The organism is Brevibacillus nigriterrae (assembly GCF_049846925.1).
GTDB lineage: Bacteria > Bacillota > Bacilli > Brevibacillales > Brevibacillaceae > Brevibacillus_H.
Map to the genome: position 1 here is coordinate 13,861 of NZ_JBNCMT010000015.1, position 23,652 is coordinate 37,512.

The following is a 23,652-nucleotide window of genomic DNA, read 5'->3' on the forward strand; positions in this document are numbered from 1 at the left end:
TGTAAAGTAACGAAACAATCGTGATGGTAGACGAGATCAGAATCACTCAGAGAGTCATATTCATAAGTATGTACAATTTGTTTTTTGCCAACAAAACGGTCATGAAATTTTGCACAGAAAAAACCACCGCCTAGAGGGCAGTGGCTTGCACAGCCTAGAGGGCAGTGGCTTGCACAGCCTAAGGGGCAGTGGCTTCGATCAGATATCCTTTTCCTTTATCAAGATACTTTTTTTCTACCAAAGAAATTTCCGATATTTCCGGCACAACCACATATTGGCGCCGTACCTGGCTCTCCGCATAGGAGAACGCTTTTTCATCTGAATCAGCGATGACGATGGCGACAAGTGAAGAAAGATCTCTGGTGGTTATTTCAATCTTGTATAAGAACATGGTTCCTCCTTCTATTGCCCCACTTCCAGCCTAAGAGGGAATTGCCGCAAGAATTTCGTCCAGTTGTTGCTGAACGGTCGTGACACCCACTCGACGGACGTACTGATGAAATTTTTCTTCTGCCAGTCGATTTGCCTTGTATTGTTCGATCAGGCTGCCAAGTACAGGAGCGATACGGTCGCCAAGAACACGCCCTTTCAGCTTCTGATTGAAGGCTGCATCTGGACCGAGACTGCCGCCCACGAAAATGTCAAACGCATCGGTCATTCCATTCGCTGTTTTGACGAGTGCACCCTGCAAGCCAATGTCAGCGATCTGTTGCTGACCGCAAGAGTTAGGGCAGCCATTCACATGCATTCGAATTGGCACATCGATCTTCACGTTTTCATCCAACCAGGTAGCGATTGACTTCATGCGTTCCTTGGTTTCAACAATCGCCAAATTGCAGAACTCATTGCCCGTGCATGAAACAGCATGACCGATAAATGTACGTGGATAAGGGGTCAGTCTCTCAAGCAGTGGCTCACCTAATAATCCGGTTAACTTGTCATCGTGAACATTGGCAATCAGCAAATTTTGTGAGTTGCAGGTACGAACAGAACCGTCACCATACGTATCAGCCAATCGGGCAATTTCCAAAAAATCGTCAGATGAGAGGCGTCCAACAGGCAAAAGCAATCCTACGTAATTTAACTCCGGCTGCTTTTGTTTGTGGACACCTGTGAAGTAGCCTGCATTCCAGCCTTTGATCTGATCTTCGCCACGAGTTGGGATTGGACCAATATATTCGACTAACTTTTCAAGGAATTTTTCTGCTCCCCAATCAGCGACCAGGAATTTGAGGCGAGCATGGTTTCTTTTTTCACGGAATCCAAAATCTCGGAAAATTTCAGTTACTCCTTTTGCTACTCGAAGCACATCTTCCGGGCTCGCAAATAGGTCAAGCTGTTGGGCAAGATATGGTTTTGCCGATAATCCGCCACCTACCCAAACGTGAAAACCAACCACTTCATTTCCGTCAATTTGTTTCGTAGCGGGGGTGAAGGCTAGATCATTGATTTCCGCATGAGCCGTATTGTACACATTTGATGAAACAGACACTTTATATTTGCGGGGAAGGTTGGAGAAATCACGATTCAGCAGGAAGAAGCTCTCCAGTTGACTGACTAACTCCCGTGTATCCAATAGTTCATTGGGATCGATGCCAGCCAGCGGATTCCCGATAATCGTGCGTGGCACATCGCCACATGCCTGATAGGAGAATAAGCCTACACGCTCCAAACGGTCAAAAATATCGGGAAGGTGTTCTGCACGCAGCCAGTGAAACTGGACAGCCTGACGAGTAGTGACATCAAGTAAATTGCGGCCATAATCACGGCTAATTTCTGCAAGAGCACGCACTTGATCGGTACGCAGGACGCCAGAAGGAATACGCACACGCATCATAAAATGGCCGTCTTTTGGTTTCTGTTCGTAGACCCCCGCCCATTTGAAGAAGCCTAAATCTTCTTCACTGAACGCGTCATACCCGAGGTGGCCTTTTTCTTTGATTAAGTTAATAATGTCCAGCCCGTCTCGTTCCAATTTGACAAGCTCCAGTTTGCTTAACTTGCTTGTATCCTGTTCCCACGGGCGATTGTAGCTCGCTGTCATTCGTGAAAAACCCCCTTAATCTTAAATTGTTAAATACCGATAAGATTAATCGGAATTATGTGACATAAGTATACGTTGCCTGACAACTGAGGTCAACTGAAATTTCATAAAATTTCTAGTTGGTTTCAATCATTTGTATTGACAGCAAGATGTACACAAATTAAGCTAATATCATTAAATCCGATTGGAATGGTTGGATTAATTAAGAGTTCTATTGTTTTGATCCATTCACTTGCGTTTTATCTGATATGGGTAAGTATCCAATAGGTACCAACTTTCATAAGATGAAATGCGATACATTCAAGGAGGGAATTGTAGATGGCAGATCGCACTTTTGCTGAGGAGGAGATTCGGCATTGGGCTGAGAATTTAGAGGAACAACCACCTCAAGAAATCCTGGCACAAGCAACTGAAACGTTTGGAACTGAAATTATTTTAGCTTCCAGTTTTGGTGCGGAGGACGTTGTGTTGGTTGATATGCTCTCCAAAGTGGCCCCCGAGACACCAATCTTCTACTTGGACACCAACATCCATTTTAAAGAGACATATGACACCCGAGATCGCTTGGAAGAGCGATATGGAATTACATTTATTCAAGTGCTTCCATTACTCACACTGCATGAGCAAGCCAAAATATATGGCGATGAGCTGTGGAAATCAGAGCCGAATCAGTGCTGTAATATCCGCAAAGTGGAGCCTTTAACCAGAATATTAAGTCAATATCAAGCGTGGATCACAGGTATTCGGCGTGACCAAGCGCCAACACGGGCAAATTCCAAAATGGTGGAGTGGGACCCTAAATTCAATTTGGTGAAATTTAATCCGCTTGCTGCCTGGACGAACAAGGATGTATGGACGTATATCTATGAAAATGATGTTCCTTACAACCCATTGCATGATCAGAACTTCCCGAGTATTGGCTGCAGTGTATGTACACGTCAGGTCATGCCAGGAGAAGATCCTCGTGCTGGTCGCTGGTCTGGATTTGCCAAAACAGAGTGCGGCTTGCACAAATAAGAGAGAGAGCTTAGGAGGAGATGGAATGGAGCGAGTAAACCAGCCGCACGGTGGACAATTAGTCAATCGCTTGTTGTCTACGACAGCACTGCAACAACTTACACAGGAGTTATCGAACTATCGTGTTCTCACGGTAGATGCTTGGACACTTTCTGACATCGATTGCATTGCCATCGGAGCGTTCTCTCCGTTGACAGGCTTTTTGAACGAAGATGATTACGGTTCTGTCGTAGAAAACATGAGGTTGCAAAATGGGCTAATCTGGTCGATTCCCATTACTCTGGCAGTAAATGAAACTTATCAGGATGTAGCCATTGGAGAAAAAATTGTGCTTCGTGGAGAAGACGGGATAAACTATGCAGTGCTTACGGTAGAGAGTAAATACACGCCAGACAAGAAACAGGAAGCGCTTTTTGTCTATCGGACAACGGATGAAAATCATCCTGGTGTGAAGAGATTGTATGAGCGCCCTTCGCTCTATCTTGGTGGACCAATTGATGTGTTACAGCGTCCCAAACCGGATATTTTTGAGGAATACTACTATACTCCTGCCGAAACAAGAACGACCTTCAAGAACAAAGGTTGGAATACGGTCGTAGGCTTCCAGACACGCAATCCGGTGCATCGGGCCCATGAATACATCCAAAAGGCTGCGTTGGAAATCGTCGATGGTTTGTTCCTCAATCCATTAGTGGGACAGACAAAATCAGACGATGTCCCGGCAACGGTACGGATGGAAAGCTATTTGGTGCTTTTGGAGAACTACTATCCCAAGGAACGCGTTTTTCTAGGGGCGTTTCCTGCTGCCATGCGCTATGCAGGCCCAAGAGAAGCAGTTCTTCATGCGATGGTCCGAAAAAACTACGGATGCACTCATTTTATTGTCGGGCGGGACCATGCCGGAGTGGGAGATTACTATGGTACCTACGATGCTCAGCATATTTTTAAGCAGTTCACCTCAGATGAACTCGGGATTTCCCTGTTATTCTTCGAGCATAGTTTCTACTGCACCAAATGTGATGGAATGGCGACGACAAAAACATGCCCTCATGACAAATCTGCTCATTTGACATTGTCGGGAACAAAGGTTCGTGAATTGTTGCGCAACGGACAGACGCCACCTCCACAATTTTCTCGTCCAGAGGTTGCACAAATCCTGATTAAAGGAATGAAAGAAACAACTGCGATTTAATCAAACATAAAAAAGAGTTCTCCAATCTTCAGGATGGAGAACTTTTTCTTTTTCAACAGGATGAATCTTGACATTATTCTGTGAAAAACGTCTCGACGTTTTTACCGAAGTAAATGTCAGATGTTACGCTGAGGTAGCTTGTCATACGCTTGCGGGCAACAAAACGGTTATACCGTTTTGTGTATCCGCTTACATGGTATAAATGGCGCCGTAATGCGGTTTTTTACTGAACAATCGTTCGGAAGATTGTCTAATAAAAAGATTTTGATTTGATTGACACCCCATTTTTACGTAGCTATAATCAGTTCAAACATTATTTTCAGACAACAATACACAATTAGAAATTTTCTGAAATGATAAATAAAAATAGGCATTGATGAGGACTACATTGTTCGCCTCTTCTTCACAGAGAGCCTGGGAAAGATGGGAACCGGGTAAGAATGCGTTCGATAGCTCACCTCTGAGCCGTCTGCTGAAACTGGCATGGAATGCTGGTAGTAGGTTAGTCCGATTGACACTCGTTATCGTGTCGCAGTCAATTCGACTGCAAGAGATCGGCTGCTGTGAGGTGCCGATGAATTTGGGTGGTAACGCGAACTCTTTCGCCCCAATAGACATGTGTAATGGTCTGTGGGTGAAAGGGTTTTCATATTTTTTTGGGGGAAGAGGAGGAGAGAATCATGAGTGTTGAGGCTGCCGAATTAACAAGTAAGAAGGACGTTCCCAATATGGGAATCGGGGAAGTGTTGACTGGTGCTGAAATTATGCTCCGCTGTCTCATTTTGGAGCAAACCGAGTTTGTGTTTGGATACCCTGGGGGGGCTGTGCTGCCGATTTACGATTCGCTGTACAGCAGTCATCTCAATCACGTACTCACCAGACACGAGCAAGGGGCCATCCATGCGGCTGACGGATATGCTCGGGCAACAGGAAGACCGGGTGTCGTAATTGCAACATCAGGCCCGGGGGCAACCAATTTGGTAACCGGAATTGCTACCGCTCAGATGGACTCCGTACCGCTTGTCTGTATTACAGGCAATGTTCCGCAAAACCTAATTGGTACAGATGCTTTTCAGGAAGCAAACATTACAGGGATTACGCTTCCGATCACCAAGCATAATTACTTTGTTCGAGATGTTCGTGATCTCGCCAAGATCATCAAGGAAGCATTCCATATAGCAACAACAGGACGTCCAGGACCTGTGCTTGTGGATATTCCAAAGGACGTAAGCAATGCCAAATGTGTTTTTGAATATCCAGATAGCGTCCAAATCCGTGGCTATAAAGAAACGCATGTGCCTACAGATGAAAGTATTCAGGAATTCATTTCAGCCATTTCCGGTGCAAAGAAACCTGTAATTATGGCGGGTGGAGGCATCATGGCAGCGAATGCACATGCTGAATTGCAAGAATTCGCTGAAAAATCAAGAATTCCGGTAATTAACACCTTCATGGGATTAGGTGGTTTCCCTGGTACTCACGAATTGGCATTAGGAATGCCAGGTATGCACGGTAGCTATGCTGCGAATCATGCTCTTTTGCAAGCAGACTGTGTCATTGCATTGGGAGCACGCTTTGATGACCGGATTACGATGGGACGCACCAAAGATTTTGCTCCCAATGCACGCATCGTCCATGTAGACATCGATCCTGCCGAGCTTGGCAAAAACGTTAATACGTATGTGAAAGTTACGGGTGACGTAAAAAGTACACTACAAAAAGCACTGCCACACGTAGCAGCATGTGATTCGGATGAGTGGATCAAACAATTGGCCAAGTGGAAAGCAGAGATTCCGTATCGTTATGCAAAAGGTGAAATGCTGAAGCCACAGGAAGTCATTGAACACTTGTACGAAACAACCAAGGGAGAAGCAATCGTAACCACTGACGTTGGACAGCATCAGATGTGGGTCGCACAATATTACAAGTTCCAAAATGCACGTTCTCTGATCTCATCAGGCGGACTTGGCACGATGGGATTTGGTTTCCCTGCAGCAATCGGTGCGCAGTTTGCCTATCCAGAACGTACTGTTATTGCTGTCGTAGGAGATGGCGGCTTCCAAATGACAAATCAGGAGCTGGCAATTGCCGCACAATTCAATTTGCCAATCAAGATCGCTATCATCAACAACCAGTGCCTTGGAATGGTGCGTCAGTGGCAACAGATCTTTTACAAAAAACGGTACAGCCAGGTTGATCTGACATTCAGCCCTGACTACCTGAAACTCGCAGAAGCGTTTGGGGTGAAGGGGTTGCGTGCCACTACGCTGGAAGAGGCAAAAGCAGTATGGGCTGAAGCACTTGCCCATGATGGTCCTGTTGTAATCGACTTCCAGGTAGAGAGCGAAGAGAGCGTATTCCCGATGGTTGCACCGGGGAACACATTAGATCAAATGGTTATGGGGGATGAATAAATGCAACAGCATACGCTTGCCGTACATGTAAATGATCATCCTGGTGTACTGACCCGAGTTGCCAATCTATTCGGACAAAGAGGCTTTAACATCGACAGCATTACCGTCGGGGCTTCCGAACAAAAAGGACTTTCCCGCATGATTATCACGACAGGCGGGGATGAGCAACAGCTTGATCAACTGATGAAACAGCTTGTTAAGTTGATTGACGTCATTTCTGTTACGAATTTGAGCCAGGATGCAATGGTCTCCCGTGAATTGGCTCTCATCAAGGTAGATGCCACTCCCAGTCAACGAGCAGAGATCAATGGCATTGTCGAGCCATTCCGTGCCACGATTGTTGACATTGGACCGACATCACTCATTATTCAAGCGACAGGAGATTCAGACAAGATCGATGCCTTGCTGGTTCTTCTTCAACCGTACGGTATCCGTGAATTGACTCGCACGGGTTCCATGGCAATGGCAAGAAGCATTGTATCTCAAACAGTGAACGCTTAAAACAAACCAATACCTATCCAAACAAAAATAGCTGGTCAAAACAGAGGAGGAATCATCCATGGTAAAAATGTATTACGAAGCAGACGTAAATAAATCGGCACTATACGGAAAAACAATCGCAATCATCGGCTATGGCAGCCAGGGCCATGCGCAAGCGCAGAACCTGCGTGACAGCGGACTAAAAGTTGTCATCGGTCTTCGCCCAGGAAAGTCATGGGATCAAGCGCAAAAGGACGGATTTGAGGTTTACACGGTAGCGGAAGCAACTCAGCAGGCAGACGTGATTCAAATCCTGATGCCGGATGAAAGACAAGCGCAAGTCTATCGTGAAGAGATTGCACCGAATCTTCGTTCAGGCTCAGCATTGGTATTCTCTCACGGGTTCAATATTCACTATGGTCAAATCGTTGCACCAAATGATGTAGATGTACTCATGGTGGCACCAAAAAGCCCAGGCCATCTCGTTCGCCGTACGTATACTGAAGGCTTTGGTGTACCTGGACTTCTTGCAGTTCATCAGGATAAGACCGGCAAAGCATACGAAATCGGCTTGGCGTATGCGAGCGGCATTGGATGTACACGTGCAGGGGTTATCGAGACTACTTTCCGTGAAGAAACTGAGACTGATTTGTTCGGTGAGCAAGCAGTTCTTTGCGGTGGCGCAACCGAATTGGTGAAAGCTGGCTTTGATACATTGGTTGAAGCAGGCTATCGCCCTGAAATCGCCTATTTCGAATGTTTGCACGAGTTGAAATTGATTGTTGACCTGATGTATGAAGGCGGTCTTGCTCGTATGCGTTACTCCATCAGCGATACAGCAGAGTATGGTGACTACAGCACAGGACGCCGTATCATCACTGATGAGACTCGTAAGGAAATGAAGAAAGTACTTGCGGAAATTCAAGATGGTACTTTCGCACGCAACTGGATCCTGGAAAACCAGGCGAATCGACCGGGCTTCAACGCTCGTCGCCGTTTGGAAGCTGAGCATGGCATTGAGCAAGTAGGCGGCAAGCTGCGTGACATGATGGCGTGGATCAAGAAAGAAGAGAAAACAGAAGCATCTGTTAAATAAAAAGGGATGAATTATTCTGGAGGAGGAGAGCAATGCGAACCATAGAGATTTTTGATACCACATTGCGTGACGGAGAACAATCGCCCGGTGTCAATTTAAGCACGAATGAAAAGGTGGAAATCGCCTTGCAACTAGAGAAACTGGGCATTTCAAGGATCGAAGCCGGATTTGCGGCTGCCTCCCCAGGAGATTTACGTTCCGTGGCAGAGGTCGCAAAGCGAGTCAAACATGCAACGGTAGTCAGTCTGGCACGTTCTCATCAAAATGATATTGATAAGGCATACGAGGCTTTGCGGGGGGCACAAAATGCCTGCCTGCATGTCTTCCTTGCTACTTCGCCTATCCATATGGAATACAAGCTGCGGATGAGTAAAGAACAGGTCGTGGAGAGAGCAGTCGCTGCGGTCAGCTACGCCAAAAAGTATTTCCAAGAGGTTGAGTTCTCGGCAGAAGATGCGGGCCGTTCTGAAATTCCATTTCTCGCTGAAGTAGTGGAAGCTGTCATCAAGGCAGGAGCGACGATCGTCAATTTACCTGATACGGTTGGGTATTTGACGCCGTATGAATATGGAAACATCTTCCGTGAAATGAGAAACCGTGTACCGAACATCGATAAGGTGAAATTGAGCTGTCACTGTCATGATGATCTTGGGATGGCGGTAGCCAACAGTCTCGCAGCGATTGAAGCGGGAGCGACGCAAGTGGAGGGAACCATCAACGGAATCGGCGAGCGTGCTGGCAATGCTGCCCTTGAAGAAGTGGCGCTGGCCTTGGAGACGAGAAAAGACGCCTATCAGGCAACCACTCGTCTGCAACTGAAGGAAATTGCCAGAACGAGCCAGTTGGTAAGCCGTTTGACGGGTATGATCGTGCCTGGCAACAAGGCAATTGTGGGGGCGAATGCCTATGCACATGAATCGGGAATTCATCAGGATGGCGTGTTGAAGAACAAGACCACCTATGAAATCATCACCCCGGAAAGTGTCGGCTTCAAGTCCAATCTGTTGGTGCTTGGCAAACATTCAGGACGCCATGCCTTTAAGGATAAGCTTGCAGAATTGGGCATTACGCTTGATGCACAAGAGGTTGATAAAGCATTTGCTGCCTTCAAGGAACTGTGCGACAAGAAAAAGGAAGTTAGCGACAGCGATATTCTCGCCTTGCTTGATGCGAAGCTTGTGGAAGGAACAGAAAGCTACAAACTGGAGTCCGTTCAGCTTTCGTATGGCAATCTCTCGATGCCAACTGCCAGTGTGCGACTGGTTCGAAACGACGGTCAGGTTTACGAAGAGGCAGCTTGTGGCAACGGTTCTGTCGATTCGATCTACAAAGCGATTGACCGTGCAACGGGTGAGGAAGTCACCTTGACTGATTATAAAATTGTCTCCGTTACACATGGCAAAGATGCATTGGGCGAAGTTTTCGTTCGCTTGCAACAAGATGGACTTTCCGTTCAAGGGCGGGGAGTCAGCACAGATGTACTGGAAGCAAGTGCAATCGCTTATGTGAGGGCAATCAATAAAATCATTGAACGGCGGGGAGAGTCGCTAGTAGCAAGTGCCGCTGAGTAACTTGGTTGTGAATTATGAAAAACGTCGAGACGTTTTTCACAGAAAAAGAGATCAGAAATAGAAACGGGATAAGAGTGAAGAAACCGGAATCGATCGGATGAATCATCAAAATTACTGACGAAAGAAGAGCGGGATGAGGATGAAAAAAACATATACGGTTGCTGTTCTGCCAGGGGACGGAATTGGTCCGGAAATCGTAGCAGAAGCGGTCAAAGTGATGGAAGTAGTAGCAGAGCAATCGGGTGTCACCATTCAATTTACGTATGGAAAAATTGGTGGGGTGGCGATCGATGAAGAAGGCACCCCGCTGCCGGAAGAAACAGTGAAACTTGCCAAGGAAGCAGATGCGGTGCTGCTTGGTGCAGTAGGTGGACCGAAGTGGGACCAGAATCCAGGGCATCTGCGCCCGGAGGCAGGACTGCTCGGGATACGCAAAGCACTTCATTTGTTTGCGAACCTGCGCCCTGCGAACATGCACCCAAGTCTGGTAGATGCCTCTTCGCTCAAACCGGAGATTGTGGCAGGAGTAGACCTGATTGTCGTTCGTGAACTGACAGGCGGAATCTACTTTGGCGAAAAAAATCGCTATACGAACGAGCAAGGCCGTGAAGTTGCGTCCGATCAGTTGATCTATGATGAAGCGGAGATCGAACGGATTATTCGTACCTCCTTTGAAATTGCAAGGAAACGCAAAAAGCAGCTCGTCTCTGTTGACAAAGCAAACGTACTGGAAAGCTCACGCTTGTGGCGCAAGGTGGCAGACCGAATTTGTCAGGACTATCCCGATGTGGAGTTGTCCCATATGCTGGTTGACTCTTGTGCGATGCAGCTTGTTCGTGCGCCCAAACAGTTCGATGTCATTGTGACGGAGAATATGTTCGGGGATATTTTAAGTGATGAAGCAGCGATGTTAACAGGTTCCATCGGGATGCTGGCATCGGCAAGTTTGGGGGAAGGAAGCTTCGGCTTATATGAACCGGTTCATGGTTCAGCTCCCGATATTGCAGGACGAGGAATCGCCAATCCACTAGCGACCATTCTGTCAGCTGCCATGTTGCTTCGACATTCCCTGGGACTTGACGAAGCGGCAGATCGAATAGAGAAAGCCGTATGGTCCGTGTTGGACGCTGGACATCGCACAGGCGATATTGCGGTTGATCGAAGTACTGCGATCGGAACGATAGAAATGGGAAAACTTGTCTTGACGGAGCTTGGACAATAGGTATATAGTAATGTTGCATTGATATACCCTCTCTATTAATAGAGAGGGTATATCTTTTTTTAAAAGCGACATTGTGATATTTAGCTTGTAATCGCTGCGGAATACATTGAGAATCGTATCTATTGCTATGATGAACGGGAAGTGGAGAAGGGTATGGTTTCAAGCGGATTTATCATCGGTTTTAGTTTGATATTGTTGCTGACGGTTTGGACAGGGATCGCTGCTAAACGGCAAATTCATAGAGCGAGTGATTTCACCAATGCAAGCGGAACACTTCGAGTAGGTACCGTAATGGGGGCGCTGGTTGGCGGGTTTGTTGGAGGAACATCGATTATTGGAACGGGAGAAATGGCCTTTCGCCATGGATTGACGGCGGTCTGGTTTACCCTGGGGGGAGGCGTAGCTATTATCCTGCTTGGGGTGTTTGCAGGGCAACTTCGAGATATGCAAGTAGAGACACTTCCGGCACTGGTGGGTAAGATGCATGGTCAGACAGCCCAACTGGGAGCCAGTATTTTTTTGTCTCTTGGGATGTTCATTCAATTAATTGCGCAAATTCTTGCTGCTCTTCCCATGCTTTCTATGTTTGGACAAGGGAGAGTAGCTATCCTGGCGATCGTTCCTGCCGTGTTAATTATGGCATATGTTTTATTTGGAGGATTCATTGGGGCAAGTCAGGTTGGATCATTGAAAACCGTTCTGCTGGTAACCCTTCTAGCGGGAACCGGAATCTATCTTGCTTATGATTTGTCGATTTCTACGTATCAGAAGTGGTACATGGAAGGTAGACTATCTTTGGCTCCTGACGGTGCGGGTTCCGCTTGGGCGCAAGGTGGTGCGATGTTGATCGGCATTTTTTCAACACAAGCATACTTGCAGCCAGTGTTTGCAGCGAAGAGTACAAGAGATGCGCAAAACGCCTCTTTTATTGCCGGATTGATCATTATCATTCTTGGTTTGTTGAGTACGTGGATCGGCATGTTTATGCATGAACAAGATCCCCAATTGCCGCCGCGTCATGCCATCACTCAATTTTTCTTGGACTATACGCCTGCCTGGGTAGGGGGAACTGCTTATGGCGTCATCTTGCTTTCGGTTGTCATGACGGGTGCAGCCTTAGCTTTAAGCATCGGCACGATTATGAATCAGGATGTGATCCAGCGCTATACCGATAGATTCCGACGAGAGAGGGACAAACTTGGATTGTCCCGTCTGTTTATCTTCCTCTCCATTCTTCTCGCCTACCTGATCGTTTGTACCAGTGAGAATTCATTGATATTGGAATGGGCGTTTTTGTCCATGACATTGAGAGGTGTTACGCTGTTTTTTCCTATCATGGCATATTTGTTGAAGTTCGGAGCAGTTGATCCTAGGTGGGCAACATTCAGCATCTGGGGAGCGCCTATCGGTTCACTTGTGTGGACATGGACGTTATTTCCTGTAACGGGAATTGATCCATTTTATATCGGAGGAACGGTTAGTTTGTTAGGTTTACTTATCGGCAAGTGGGCAAAGAGGATTGGAAAGTAATATCTTGTTAGAAGGGTCAGTCCCCCAAAGAACGTAAGCATTACCGTTACTTAGGGACGACCCTATTTTTATGTCCATTAAAATTCATATAATTATCCTTTTTACATAGGTAATATAGGCCTTATATTCAGTATGGTATAAGGGAAGGTGTAAGGAACACTAGGTTAGGAGTTAGAACAGATGAAAACAAGATGGTATTTTTTTATTCTCATCGTGGTGATTATATCAGTCCTATTAAATAATTATATTAGTTATCGTGAAAATCCTCCGACTAAAGTAGGAATAATCATGATGGGGAAGAGTCGAATGGAAAAGCTTACTGGTCTGAAGAAAGGCTTGCATGAACTTGGGTATAAGAAAGATACCATTCAATTTGACGTGAAAAATGCCATGGATAACGAAAATACTTTACAAGAGATAATCGATGAACTGATAAAAGGAAAGCCTGACCTTATTGTTACGCTTGGAGGAATTGAAACCTTAACCCTTAAAAAAAAGATGGAAGAGCAGAATATAAAAATCCCCGTCGTTTTTGCCGGAGTTGCAGCTCCAAAAGAGATTGGCTTAATTAAAGATTACCGTTCACCTGGCGGAAATTTTACAGGCATTAATAACTATCATACGAGTCTATCAGGAAAAAGATTGGAGCTTTTGCATCATTTAGTACCTTCTGCCAAAAGGTTCTTTGTTCTCTATGACAAGAAAATGAAAGTCAGTGTGCTTAGCCTAGAAAATACGATGGTCGCTGCCAAGCGGCTATCTTTGTCAGTAATCCCTGTCGATGTAAGTGACCAGGAATTCACCTTATTTTTCAGTCGAAATGTACAAAAAAATGATGCACTGTTAATTTTGCCTAGCTTTCGTACGGAATCACTTACAAATGAATTAGCAGATACAATCAAAGAAAATAAAGTTCCTGTAATGGGAATATACGGAAATGAGGTGGAAGAAGGAATTCTTGCAAGCTATGGTGCTAGTTTTGAGGAACAAGGATATCAAGCTGCGAGGTATGTTAGTCGAATTATCCAAGGGAATTCTCCTTCGGGTCTTCCGGTAGAACTTCCAGATACGATTCACTTTTTTATTAATTCAAAAGTCAAAGCTGAACTTGACATTGAGATAAATAATGAGATGGGAAACTTAGCTGAATTTATTAATCCAGATCGGAAGGGGGCAAATTAATGGAAGGAAAAATTGGGAGCTGGCTCTCTTCCCAACCGATCCGTATAAAAGTGTTGGTATTTGGAATGATGATGTCGATTATGCCACTTTTGTTCATTAGTTACTATTATTATTCGAATGTTAAAGCAGAACTTGAAAATAGGATCCTAGAAAACCAAAAATTAATTCTTGAGAACCTATCAAGTGAAATTGAATTGGAGTTTAACCAGACATTCCGACAATTGCAAATGGCTATTGCCTTTAAGCAACAGGGGAAACAGCAAAGCATCTTTTATGACCTCTTACAGCAAAATGAGTCAATAGAGGAAATTGTCATAACGGATCATTCGGGCTATGTCCAAAAAAAGATATCACGCACTAATTTAAATATTCCTCTTCATGGTGAAAAGTGGTTTTCAGATACCCTCTGGTCTGATTTTCAATCCAAGAGTAAAACCTATGGAAAGGTTGAATTTAATCAATTCGGACAACCGATTATGAAGGTAATGATCCCGTTTATCGAGGACGGAAAACAAAAAGGGATTGGGGCCATCATTCAGCTGCAAAAAATAATTGGTAAAATTTCATCACTTAGGCAGGAGTATTCTAGCTATTTATATCTGTTGGACCAAGATGGAAAAGTGATTGCTCATCAAGATTACAGTCAATTATGGAAAAAACTCCCGGATTTAGATAACCGGGATGTCCTTGGTGTTCAAACTGAAATTGGCAACTTAGGCTGGACACTAGTGATGGAGCAGCCTGCATCTACGGCGTACGAACCGATCAATCATCTGTTCAGAAATGGGTTATATGCCGTGGCAATCGTCACAATTATTGTCAGCCTCATCAGTGTCTACGCCGGGCTCTATTTCACTACACCGATCATCTATTTGGATAAAGGGATGAATTATTTAAAAACGGGAAGGAAACCAGTTCCCATTCAATTAAACCGCCAGGATGAATTAGGGAAACTTGCTGAATCTTTCAATGAAATGAGCAACGAACTTCAAGAAAAGTCACTTAGGCTGGAACAAGAAAAAGAAAGACTAAGTGTTGTTGTCAATGGAATTGAATCAGGCTTAGCACTTGTAAGGAAAGACTATCAGGTAACTTGGATGAACCCTTTGCTGCAAAAATGGATTCATAATCAAGGTGTACAATTACCATGTTTTACATTGTTAGGGGGGAAAAAGGAAGTTTGTGAAGATTGTCCCATCACCTCCCCAGAACTTGATACGAACGGGAACTCCATTATAAAGACCAAAGGAGAAAATGGAGAAGAACGAATTTTTAACCATCGGGTTTTTCCACTGAATCATGCGATGAAAGGGGAGGGAGAGTTCTTAATTGTTATTGAAGATATAACCGAGCAAAAGCAAATGGAAGAAAAAATGATCCAAACGGATAAACTCAGTGCGCTTGGATTAATGGCATCGAACTTTGCTCACGAAGTAAACAATCCGCTTGCTACGATTAATGTATTCGCGGAGGATTTGATTGACCGATTGGAACAAAAAGATGGAGAGTTAGATGAAGAAGAAATGGCGTTATATTTAACGAAAATTAAAGAAAATACCGAAAGATGTAAACGGATAACGAGTAATTTATTAAATTTTTCTAGAAAATCAAATTGGACAATGACTCATTTAGATATAAATGAAACGATTGCTAACAGTATTCATCTAGTCGAATCTACATTGAAAAAGAAGCAAATTACGCTAAGTACTGATCTTCCGCATGACTTGCCGGCTCTATTAGGAGATAGCTTAAAATTAATGCAAGTGATCGTCAATTTAATCAATAATGCAATTGATGCAATGGAAAATGATGGACAGCTTACGATTTCTGTCGGAGTAGAACAAAATCTGTTGTGTATACAGGTAGTGGATAACGGTTGTGGAATGGAGCCTGAGGTGTTGGGGAAAATCTTCGATCCCTTCTACACGACAAAGCCAGTTGGAAAAGGTACCGGCCTGGGGTTATCGGTATGTTATGGCATTATTGAAGAATTAGGTGGAACGATCCAAGTGGAAAGTAAAGTAGGAGTGGGAACGACTGTAAAAGTCCGAATACCCATTAAAAAAAGGTAACGGAAGGTGATTCCCATGAATGGAACAAGACTTTTAATCGTCGATGATGAAAATGATTTGGTAGGTCTTCTAGTGAAAAGACTTTCGCGGCAAGGTTATGAGGTGCATTCAGCGGAAACTGCTGAGGATGCATTAGCGTTATTAAAACAGCAACTGTTTCATATTGCTATTTATGATATTCGTCTCCCTAAGATGGACGGAATTTCGTTGTTAAAGGAAACAAAAAAAATCGCGCCTGAGACAGAAATTATTATGCTAACGGGACATGGGACAATAGAAACAGCGATTGAAGCGATGAAATTAGGTGCATTCGATTATTTAACGAAGCCCTACAATTTGTCAGAGTTAGAATTAACCATTAAAAAGGCTGAGGAAAATAAGAGACTTAAAGCAAAAAATGACAGTATGAAAAAAATTATCCAGCAACAGAATCATTTCAGGATTATTGGTGAAAGTCCTGTTTTTAAGGAAGTTATTCATTTAACCCGCAGCATTGCGGAAAGTGATATACCTGTACTAATAGAGGGAGAAAGTGGAACAGGAAAAGAACTGTTTGCTAAAGCTTTGCATTATTGGAGCAGTCGACGAGAAGAGCCGTTTGTCGCTGTGAACTCAGGAGCCCTCTCGGAGCAGCTTCTTGAAAGTGAATTATTTGGGCATGTTAGAGGTGCCTTTACCGGAGCAAACCAAGAGAAGAAGGGGCTTGTTGAGGCAGCTGATGGTGGAACATTGTTTTTGGATGAACTGGGTGAAATGCCTTTAGCCTTACAAATAAAGTTGCTGCGGTTCCTTGAACTTGGTGAATTTCGTCGTGTAGGGGATGTAAGAGAAAGAAAAGTAAAAGTCCGTGTAGTTGCAGCCACCAATCGAAATATGGAAACAGAAGTGGGTAGGGGAAATTTTCGTGAGGACTTGTTTTACCGATTAAATGTCGTTAAATTAACGATTCCCCCTCTCCGCAAACGAAAGGAAGATATTCCACTATTAATCCAATACTTTATGGACCAAAAGAAGTCGTCTGTAAAAGCCTTATCAGAGAATGCTTTGGCAGCTTTGCAGCAATATGATTATCCAGGGAATGTGCGAGAACTCAACCATTTAATTGAAAGAGGGCGGTTATTATCGAGCGGCGGTACAATTGAAGCAGCTGATTTGCTGCTGCCAACACAAAAGTCTTCAGAAGGACAACTGAAAGAAGGGGAACTTTGTACATTGGAGGAAGTAGAAAAGGAACATATCGGTCATGTGCTGATGCGGATGAAATGGAGTAAAACGAAAGCGGCTGAGATCCTTGGTATTAGTTTACGGAATTTATATCGAAAAATTGAACAATACGGATTAAAAGAATGATCGTTTGAGAGGGATCACACAAAAATAAACCGATTTGACAAAATGGCATATAAAAACACTTATCATAGACAAATTGTCAAAAAAAGCAGCAAAGGGGAAACATTCCTTTTGCGCTTTTTTTTTTTGAGAAGAATGAATCGCTTGATATATCAACACTTGACCATGATTGAACCAAAGGATTTCCTCGGAAGTGGAGAGAGAAACAAATTGGCACAATACTTGCGTTAATACTAAGTGAACTCAACAAAGCAAAGGATGTGGCAGTATGTTATCCAGTATTGGTGTCCCGGGGCTTATTTTAATCCTTGGGTTAGCACTTATCATTTTTGGGCCAAAAAAACTCCCGGAAATGGGTCGGGCATTTGGTCAAACCTTAAAAGAATTTAAGAAGTCAACCCGTGAACTAACAAGTGATGCATTAGAGGATGTAAAAATGGAACCGAAGGAATTTTCCGACACACTCACAAAATAGGAGAGGAGTTTCTATCATGGCTCTGGAGACAAAAAAAGGGTTAGAACCAAAAGAATATGACAAACTTGCTGATCATTTCGTGCCCGATGCAGAAAAAGAACTTTCAAAAAGCAATTACGATACAAAATTGGGCTTAAATATGGCCAGAGATGCAAGGAAGGTCATAAATGGAACCTTAAAAATAGAAGCTTTTCATCATCTTTATTCAGCTTCGTTATTGAAGGAATTTGGAGATCAATACGCCAGCAGCGATATCTCTACACAAACAACGCAAAAGAAAGATACTGGCCCTAGATGGGGCATGGTCATTGATTTAAAAAAATGCGTTGGTTGTGATACATGTACCGTTTCCTGTAAATCGGAAAATAGAACACCGCCGGGAATGTCATACAATGTTGTTCTTGAAACACTTGCAGGTGATTATCCTAACATCTCGGTAGTGAATCTGCCAAGGCCTTGTATGCAATGTGATAAACCGCCATGTGTACAGGTTTGCCCAACGAGAGCAACTTATAAGCTTGATGATGGGATTGTGACGATTGATAACGATCGATGCATTGGCTGCCGCTATTGTATGGTTGCATGTCCATATGGAGCAAGGTCCTATGATTTTGGTGACGGCTATGAGCAGGAAATGATGGGATATAACGATTTGACCAGTCCGGAATATGGGGTGGAGCGCGGCGAAAGGAAAAAAGGAAAGATTCCGCAAGAAACCGTACGTAAATGTAGTTTTTGCTATCATCGCCTTCAGCGTGGGGAAGAGCCGGCGTGTGTGGAAACATGTATTGGTGACGCTCGTTATTTTGGCGATATGAACGATCCAAATAGTGTCGTTTCTAAACTTGCCGCTAGCCCGAGAGCGTTTCGTCTGAAGGAAGAATTAGGTACACAGCCACGAGTGATTTATCTGAAATAAATCTCAGTCACTTGCAGCAGTTTTCAAAATGGGAGTGATAAATATGATAACAAAAGTGAGTCTAAGTGAAAACATGCCAGGTTATAAGCAATCAAAACATATTGGTAAGATTGAAAAAATCTGGTGGGCATGTTTAATCCTAGTTTTTGGAGTAGGATTATACTCTATTATTAGCGGATATTTCTTAAAAGGAATGTCATCGACGTATTTATCGAACATCGTTCCATGGGGAGGATGGGTTGCGTTTTATATTTATTTTATTGGAATGAGTGCAGGTTCTTTTTTACTCTCAACGATGATTTATGGATTTGGCATGGAAAAGTATGAGAGAATCGGGCGATCAGCGCTTTTATCGGCTATTGTCTGTATGATTACAGCGATTACCTTTATTTTCTTAGATATCGGCCGGCCTGACCATATTATGAATTCCATTATTTATTGGAACGTCATGAGTACGATGTCATGGGAAATTCATTTTTATATTGTTTATATCGTGTTATTAGTGACGGAACTGTATTTTTCCATGCGAAAAGATCTGATTACTTTAGCAAAAAATAATGACTTTAAAGGTAAATTGTATCGGTTCCTTACTTTAAACAAGCAAGAATTCACAGAAGTCGATCACGATCGTGATAAAAAAAAGTTGAAGATAATGGGGATTATCGGGATTCCTCTTGCCGTATTTGGAGTGCATGGGGGAACCGGGTCGATCTTCGCAGTGGTAAAAGCCCAACCTTATTTAAATTCTGGGTTATTTCCACTCATTTTTATTCTTTCTGCGCTAGTATCAGGTACCGCGTTGTCGATTGCGATTTATGTTATCAAGTCTAAAGTACAAAAACAAGAATTAGATGTTCCAATGGTTCGTTCGCTTGGCAGCATGCTAGCCTTATTTTTAGGAATTGAATTTATTATGGTTTGGTATGAATTTCTCATTGCAATTTATGGATTGGGACATGAAGAACTTGGAACGATCAAGTTATTAACCGGAAGCAACTGGTGGTGGAGCTTCTGGATTTTCCAAATGGGACTGGCTATGGTTTTCCCACTCATCATTTTATTTTTGAAAAAGACAAGGCTATCAGTCAATTGGATCTTAACAGCATCTATTATGACGATCATCGGTGTTGTGGGGGTCAGGTTTAATATGGTTGTCCCAACCTTGATCATGCCTAAATTGGAAGGAATGCCAGTTGGGAACTATTATCCAAACTTGTCGGAGTGGTTGACAACATTTGGACTTGTGGCTATGTGTCTCATCATCTATACACTTGGTGAAAAACTGTTCCCGATTGAGCAGCTAGACTCTCATGAAAGTGGAGTGAGTAAATATGAATAAAGAAAAATTAGATCGCAGAGGGTTTCTGAAAGCACTCGGTACAATAGGTGTGGTTGCGCTTGTAGGTCCTGCGTTTATTGGTCCGGTAAAACAGGTGGTTAATGGGGTTTGGACCGATGAACGTCATGGAATAGGTACGGATTACCAAGATTATTTAGCGGATGATATTATCTTCACTTCCTGTCAACAGTGTAATGCCAGTTGTACCATAAAAGCTTATGTCGTTGCCGGAAATGCTAATAGTCCGTATTCCTCAGTTGTTCGAAAAATTGCAGGAAATCAATACAGTCCGATTGGCATGGTACCGTTTGGACATATCCAATATAATACCCCCATTACAAATGCGATTAAAGGAACCGGTGATTTGGGAAGAACAGGCCACACTTTCCGGGGAGCAAAAACTTGTCTGAAAGGTCAGGCTGGGATTCAAACTGCCTATGATACCTATCGGATCCAAAAACCTTTAAAACGAGTAGGAGAACGGGGAAGCGGCGTTTGGAAATCAATCACCTGGGAAGAAGCCTATAAAGAGATCCTCGAAGGAAGTAATGATCTTGGCACCCCTGGATTAAAGGCAATCTGGGCCTATGCACCGGAAGCTCAAGTGATGGCTGATTGGGAAAAAGTAAAGAAAAAAGAAAAGACAAAAGCAGAGTTCGCTTCAAAATATAACGAAATCCTTATTGATACGAATCACCCTGATTTTGGACCAAAATCAAACCAGATTGTCGTCATGTCTGGACATCGTCGAGAATTTATTGAGAGATTGAGCAGTGGAAGTATTGGATCAATAAACTATTATGAACATGGCGGTTATTGCGGAATTCAAAGTGTGGTGGGAAATGTCCGCTCACATGAAGCGACCAAGCAAAAGAAAAGGATGATTCCTGATTATGAAAATGCTGAGTTTGTTCTTGTTTGGGGAACGAACCCATTAACCGCTAACCGTGGTCCGACAACCTTTGCCCCGCAAATAACAAATGCCATCGACCGTGGCATGAAAATGGTTGTGATTGACCCGCGCTTCAGTAAAACAGCGGAGAAAGCGCATATGTGGGTTCCTGTTAAACCGGGTGGAGATGGTGCACTGGCACTTGCCATGTGCCGTTGGATTATTGAAAATCATCGATATGATGATCAATTTTTACGAAATCCCAATGGCAAAGAAGCTGAGCTGGACGATGAACCAACTTGGAGCGATGCCACCTATCTGGTGAATATTGGTAATAAGAAGCGACCATTTTTGCGGGCTAAAGATCTAGGTCTTGGTGAAGAAGAATTTATCGTATTAGAAAATGGCAAGCCTGTCTTGAATACCAATGCTCGTCAAGGTGATCTTGATGTTAATACCACGATTAATGGAATCAAAGTAAAATCTGTTTTTCGTATTTTTAAAGAAAAAGTATTCGAAAAATCACTGGAAGAATATTCAAGTCAATGTGGTGTTCCAATCGAACAAATTAGTGAAATCGCTAAAGAGTTTACTTCACATGGAAAAAAAGTCGGGATTCATTCCTATCGCGGTCCAGCCATGCATGCTAATGGTTATTACAGCGTTCGTGCCATCAACATGTTAAACCATTTAGTCGGAAATCATGACTGGAAGGGTGGGGACACCTCAATGGGTGCGAAGTTTAAAGCCACCGAAGGACGCTATGATTTGGTGACTGTACCAAATGCGAATAAAGCATGGGGGATTCCACTTACAAGGCATAAAGTCCCGTATGAAAAGACTTCCGTTTTTGCCCGGGACGGCTATCCTGCTAAGCGTCCATGGTATCCACTTGGAAATCAATTAATTCATGATGTACTCCCAAGTGCAGCAGAAGGATATCCTTATAAAATTCGTGCCATGATCATAAACCGTACGTCACCGATTATGTCAGGTCCACGATCGGATATGCAGGAAAAATTCATTCGCGACCAAAAAGTAGTCGAACTCGTCGTATCATCGGATATTGTGATTGGCGAAACATCAAAGTATGCGGATTTTATTTTACCTGACTTATCCTATTTGGAAAGCTGGAATGCTGACGAAATCTTCCCTATCTTAAAATATAAATTTGCCGGTCTAATCCAGCCAGTAACCCGTATTGTACCTGATGCCCGGCCGACTGAGCAGGTTTATATCGATTTACTGAAAGGAATGGGGCTGCCGGGAGTTGGGGATCATGCATTTGCCGATGGCTCAAGTCTTCATTACCCAGAGGATTATTATCTGAAGCGTGTGGCCAATATCGCTTTTGATGGCAAAAAACCGGTCCAAGATGCAAATGCAGAAGAACTGGCTATTTTTGAGAAAGCGAGAAAGAAAGCACTAGGCAAGTATTTTGATCTAAATGTTTTAAAAAATGCTGTGAAACCTGAGGAATGGAAAAAAGTCGTTTTTGTCCTTAACCGAGGAGGAAGATACGAACCGCTGGGGGATGAATATGTTGGCAACCATATTAAATATCAATTTAAAAATCTAGTTCATTTTTATGATGAAAAGGCAGCAGGCTTTAAGAGCGCCTACACCGGTAAGTTCTTCGAAGGTGTTCCAATTGCAGATGAAATCAGACTTTATAATGGCGAGGTCTATACTCCCCCTAAACCGTTTCAATTTATTAATTGGAAATCGAGGAATATGGCAACCCATCGCACAGAAAGCAATCCATGGTTAAGAGAGATTCGTCCGGAAAATTATTTGTGGATAAACCCGGTCGATGCTAATAAGAAAGGCATTAAAACGGGAGATACCGTCTTGATTACATCAACAAGTGCGGAAGTAAAAGGAATTGCCCTTGTGACGCCGGGAATTAAGCCTGGGGTGCTTGGTGCGAACTATAACTTTGGCAACTTCGCAAATGGGGCAGAAGACGTAAACATTGATGGGAGTATAGTAAAGAAGACTGAAAAATACGGGCATCTTCCGTTTGACACAAATGTTCCGCTTCATGAGGAAAGCGGTTATGCAAAGGAACGGGGAAGAGGGTTTTCCGTCAATGCGTTAGCGGATAAAGACTCAAGCTATTTTGAAGGCTTTCTCGCAGATTTGATTGTCGGCGGTCCTGCCCAGCAAAATGTTTATGTTGACGTGAAGAAAGTGTAATCCAAAGGGGGGATATGGAAATGCAGGCAGTAGAGGAACTTCAAGGCAGCTTAGCACTGGCCAATATTTTGTCGGCTATTTGGCTCGGAGATTGGGAACGTTATGAAACGATATTTAAAGAAATGCCGGAAATAGTAAAAAATGAGTTTCCCTTTCATCCGTTTTACCATCGAGAAGAAGTAGAAATCTGGTATGACAATCACTTTTCCATCCCTGGATCTTTTTTCATTCCTCCCTATATTTCCTCGTATAGCAGCCAAAATGGGGCAGCGGTGGAGGATAGCAAGAAAAACTTACTTTGTTTAATAGGACACTATGAAAAAATGGGATTTTATTATCCGCTAGAGAATAATCTCTATCCAGATCATGTTGGATGTTTGATGGCGTTTATCAGTTCTTTATTGCAGGAAGAAATTAAAGCAGCTCAAAGTCTAGATAAAGAATTATCCACGGAGTTGGGCACTTTAAAAAAGGAACTATTGTGGGAAAATCTTTATCCTATTTTGCAGCCAATGCAAAAATATGCGGAAAATCGTGTGAGGCATCCGTTTATTAAAGAATTTCTGAATTACTTTTGTCACACAGTAAAAAGGAAAGAATTATTATTAGTGGTTTAATGAGTAGTTGATCTGCACCCCTTAAAGTAGACATTGGAAAAACC

General features: G+C 43.4%; 18 protein-coding genes. 16 read left to right on the forward strand and 2 right to left on the reverse strand.

Annotated elements, in window-relative coordinates:
* Positions 1-178: 178 nt before the first annotated feature.
* Positions 179-391: a DUF3906 family protein gene (locus ACPW7N_RS12580; protein ID WP_425651440.1), complete on the reverse strand. Its 213-nt coding sequence runs from the start codon at positions 389-391 to the stop codon at positions 179-181.
* 30 nt (positions 392-421) lie between these two features.
* Positions 422-2,044 carry a nitrite/sulfite reductase gene (locus ACPW7N_RS12585; protein ID WP_425651441.1) on the reverse strand — a complete coding sequence of 541 codons (1,623 nt, stop codon included), beginning with the start codon at positions 2,042-2,044 and terminating at the stop codon, positions 422-424.
* Positions 2,045-2,362: 318 nt separating this feature from the next.
* Between ACPW7N_RS12585 and ACPW7N_RS12590 the strand changes: the two genes are divergently transcribed.
* From ACPW7N_RS12590 to ACPW7N_RS12665, 16 genes are all read left to right on the forward strand, one after another.
* Positions 2,363-3,061, forward strand: coding sequence for a phosphoadenylyl-sulfate reductase (locus ACPW7N_RS12590; protein WP_425651442.1), 699 nt, complete (start codon positions 2,363-2,365; stop codon positions 3,059-3,061).
* 25 nt (positions 3,062-3,086) lie between these two features.
* A complete protein-coding gene (sat, locus tag ACPW7N_RS12595) occupies positions 3,087-4,253 on the forward strand; it encodes a sulfate adenylyltransferase (protein WP_425651443.1) in 1,167 nt (388 codons plus the stop codon).
* A gap of 680 nt (positions 4,254-4,933) precedes the next feature.
* Positions 4,934-6,667, forward strand: coding sequence for a biosynthetic-type acetolactate synthase large subunit (gene ilvB, locus ACPW7N_RS12600; RefSeq protein ID WP_425651444.1), 1,734 nt, complete (start codon positions 4,934-4,936; stop codon positions 6,665-6,667).
* Positions 6,668-7,168, forward strand: a complete 501-nt coding sequence (ilvN, locus tag ACPW7N_RS12605) for an acetolactate synthase small subunit (protein ID WP_425651445.1) — start codon at positions 6,668-6,670, stop codon at positions 7,166-7,168.
* A 58-nt stretch (positions 7,169-7,226) separates the two neighbouring features.
* Positions 7,227-8,243, forward strand: coding sequence for a ketol-acid reductoisomerase (gene ilvC / locus ACPW7N_RS12610; protein WP_425651446.1), 1,017 nt, complete (start codon positions 7,227-7,229; stop codon positions 8,241-8,243).
* A 32-nt stretch (positions 8,244-8,275) separates the two neighbouring features.
* Positions 8,276-9,814 carry a 2-isopropylmalate synthase gene (locus ACPW7N_RS12615; RefSeq protein WP_425651447.1) on the forward strand — a complete coding sequence of 513 codons (1,539 nt, stop codon included), beginning with the start codon at positions 8,276-8,278 and terminating at the stop codon, positions 9,812-9,814.
* Between the two features lie 139 nt (positions 9,815-9,953).
* On the forward strand, positions 9,954-11,036 hold the full coding sequence (leuB, locus tag ACPW7N_RS12620; RefSeq protein ID WP_425651448.1) for a 3-isopropylmalate dehydrogenase: 1,083 nt from the start codon (positions 9,954-9,956) through the stop codon (positions 11,034-11,036).
* A 153-nt stretch (positions 11,037-11,189) separates the two neighbouring features.
* Positions 11,190-12,566, forward strand: a complete 1,377-nt coding sequence (locus tag ACPW7N_RS12625) for an SLC5/6 family protein (protein WP_425651449.1) — start codon at positions 11,190-11,192, stop codon at positions 12,564-12,566.
* Positions 12,567-12,746: 180 nt separating this feature from the next.
* Positions 12,747-13,748 (forward strand): ABC transporter substrate-binding protein, encoded by a 1,002-nt coding sequence (locus ACPW7N_RS12630; RefSeq protein ID WP_425651450.1) that lies wholly within the window; start codon positions 12,747-12,749, stop codon positions 13,746-13,748.
* Positions 13,749-13,798: 50 nt separating this feature from the next.
* Entirely contained in the window at positions 13,799-15,820 is a 2,022-nt protein-coding gene (locus ACPW7N_RS12635; protein WP_425651535.1) for an ATP-binding protein, read from the forward strand.
* Between the two features lie 15 nt (positions 15,821-15,835).
* Positions 15,836-17,170: a sigma-54-dependent transcriptional regulator gene (locus tag ACPW7N_RS12640; RefSeq protein WP_425651451.1), complete on the forward strand. Its 1,335-nt coding sequence runs from the start codon at positions 15,836-15,838 to the stop codon at positions 17,168-17,170.
* Positions 17,171-17,435: 265 nt separating this feature from the next.
* The gene (gene tatA, locus ACPW7N_RS12645) at positions 17,436-17,642 is read left to right on the forward strand and encodes a twin-arginine translocase TatA/TatE family subunit (RefSeq protein WP_425651452.1); all 207 of its coding nucleotides are present in this window, start codon (positions 17,436-17,438) and stop codon (positions 17,640-17,642) included.
* Between the two features lie 16 nt (positions 17,643-17,658).
* Positions 17,659-18,561 carry a 4Fe-4S dicluster domain-containing protein gene (locus ACPW7N_RS12650; RefSeq protein WP_425651453.1) on the forward strand — a complete coding sequence of 301 codons (903 nt, stop codon included), beginning with the start codon at positions 17,659-17,661 and terminating at the stop codon, positions 18,559-18,561.
* A 43-nt stretch (positions 18,562-18,604) separates the two neighbouring features.
* The gene (gene nrfD / locus ACPW7N_RS12655; protein ID WP_425651454.1) at positions 18,605-19,900 is read left to right on the forward strand and encodes an NrfD/PsrC family molybdoenzyme membrane anchor subunit; all 1,296 of its coding nucleotides are present in this window, start codon (positions 18,605-18,607) and stop codon (positions 19,898-19,900) included.
* Positions 19,893-22,991 (forward strand): molybdopterin-dependent oxidoreductase, encoded by a 3,099-nt coding sequence (locus ACPW7N_RS12660; protein WP_425651455.1) that lies wholly within the window; start codon positions 19,893-19,895, stop codon positions 22,989-22,991. Before nrfD ends, ACPW7N_RS12660 begins: the two co-directional genes overlap by 8 nt.
* A gap of 20 nt (positions 22,992-23,011) precedes the next feature.
* The gene (locus tag ACPW7N_RS12665; protein ID WP_425651456.1) at positions 23,012-23,608 is read left to right on the forward strand and encodes a molecular chaperone TorD family protein; all 597 of its coding nucleotides are present in this window, start codon (positions 23,012-23,014) and stop codon (positions 23,606-23,608) included.
* Positions 23,609-23,652 lie beyond the last annotated feature (44 nt).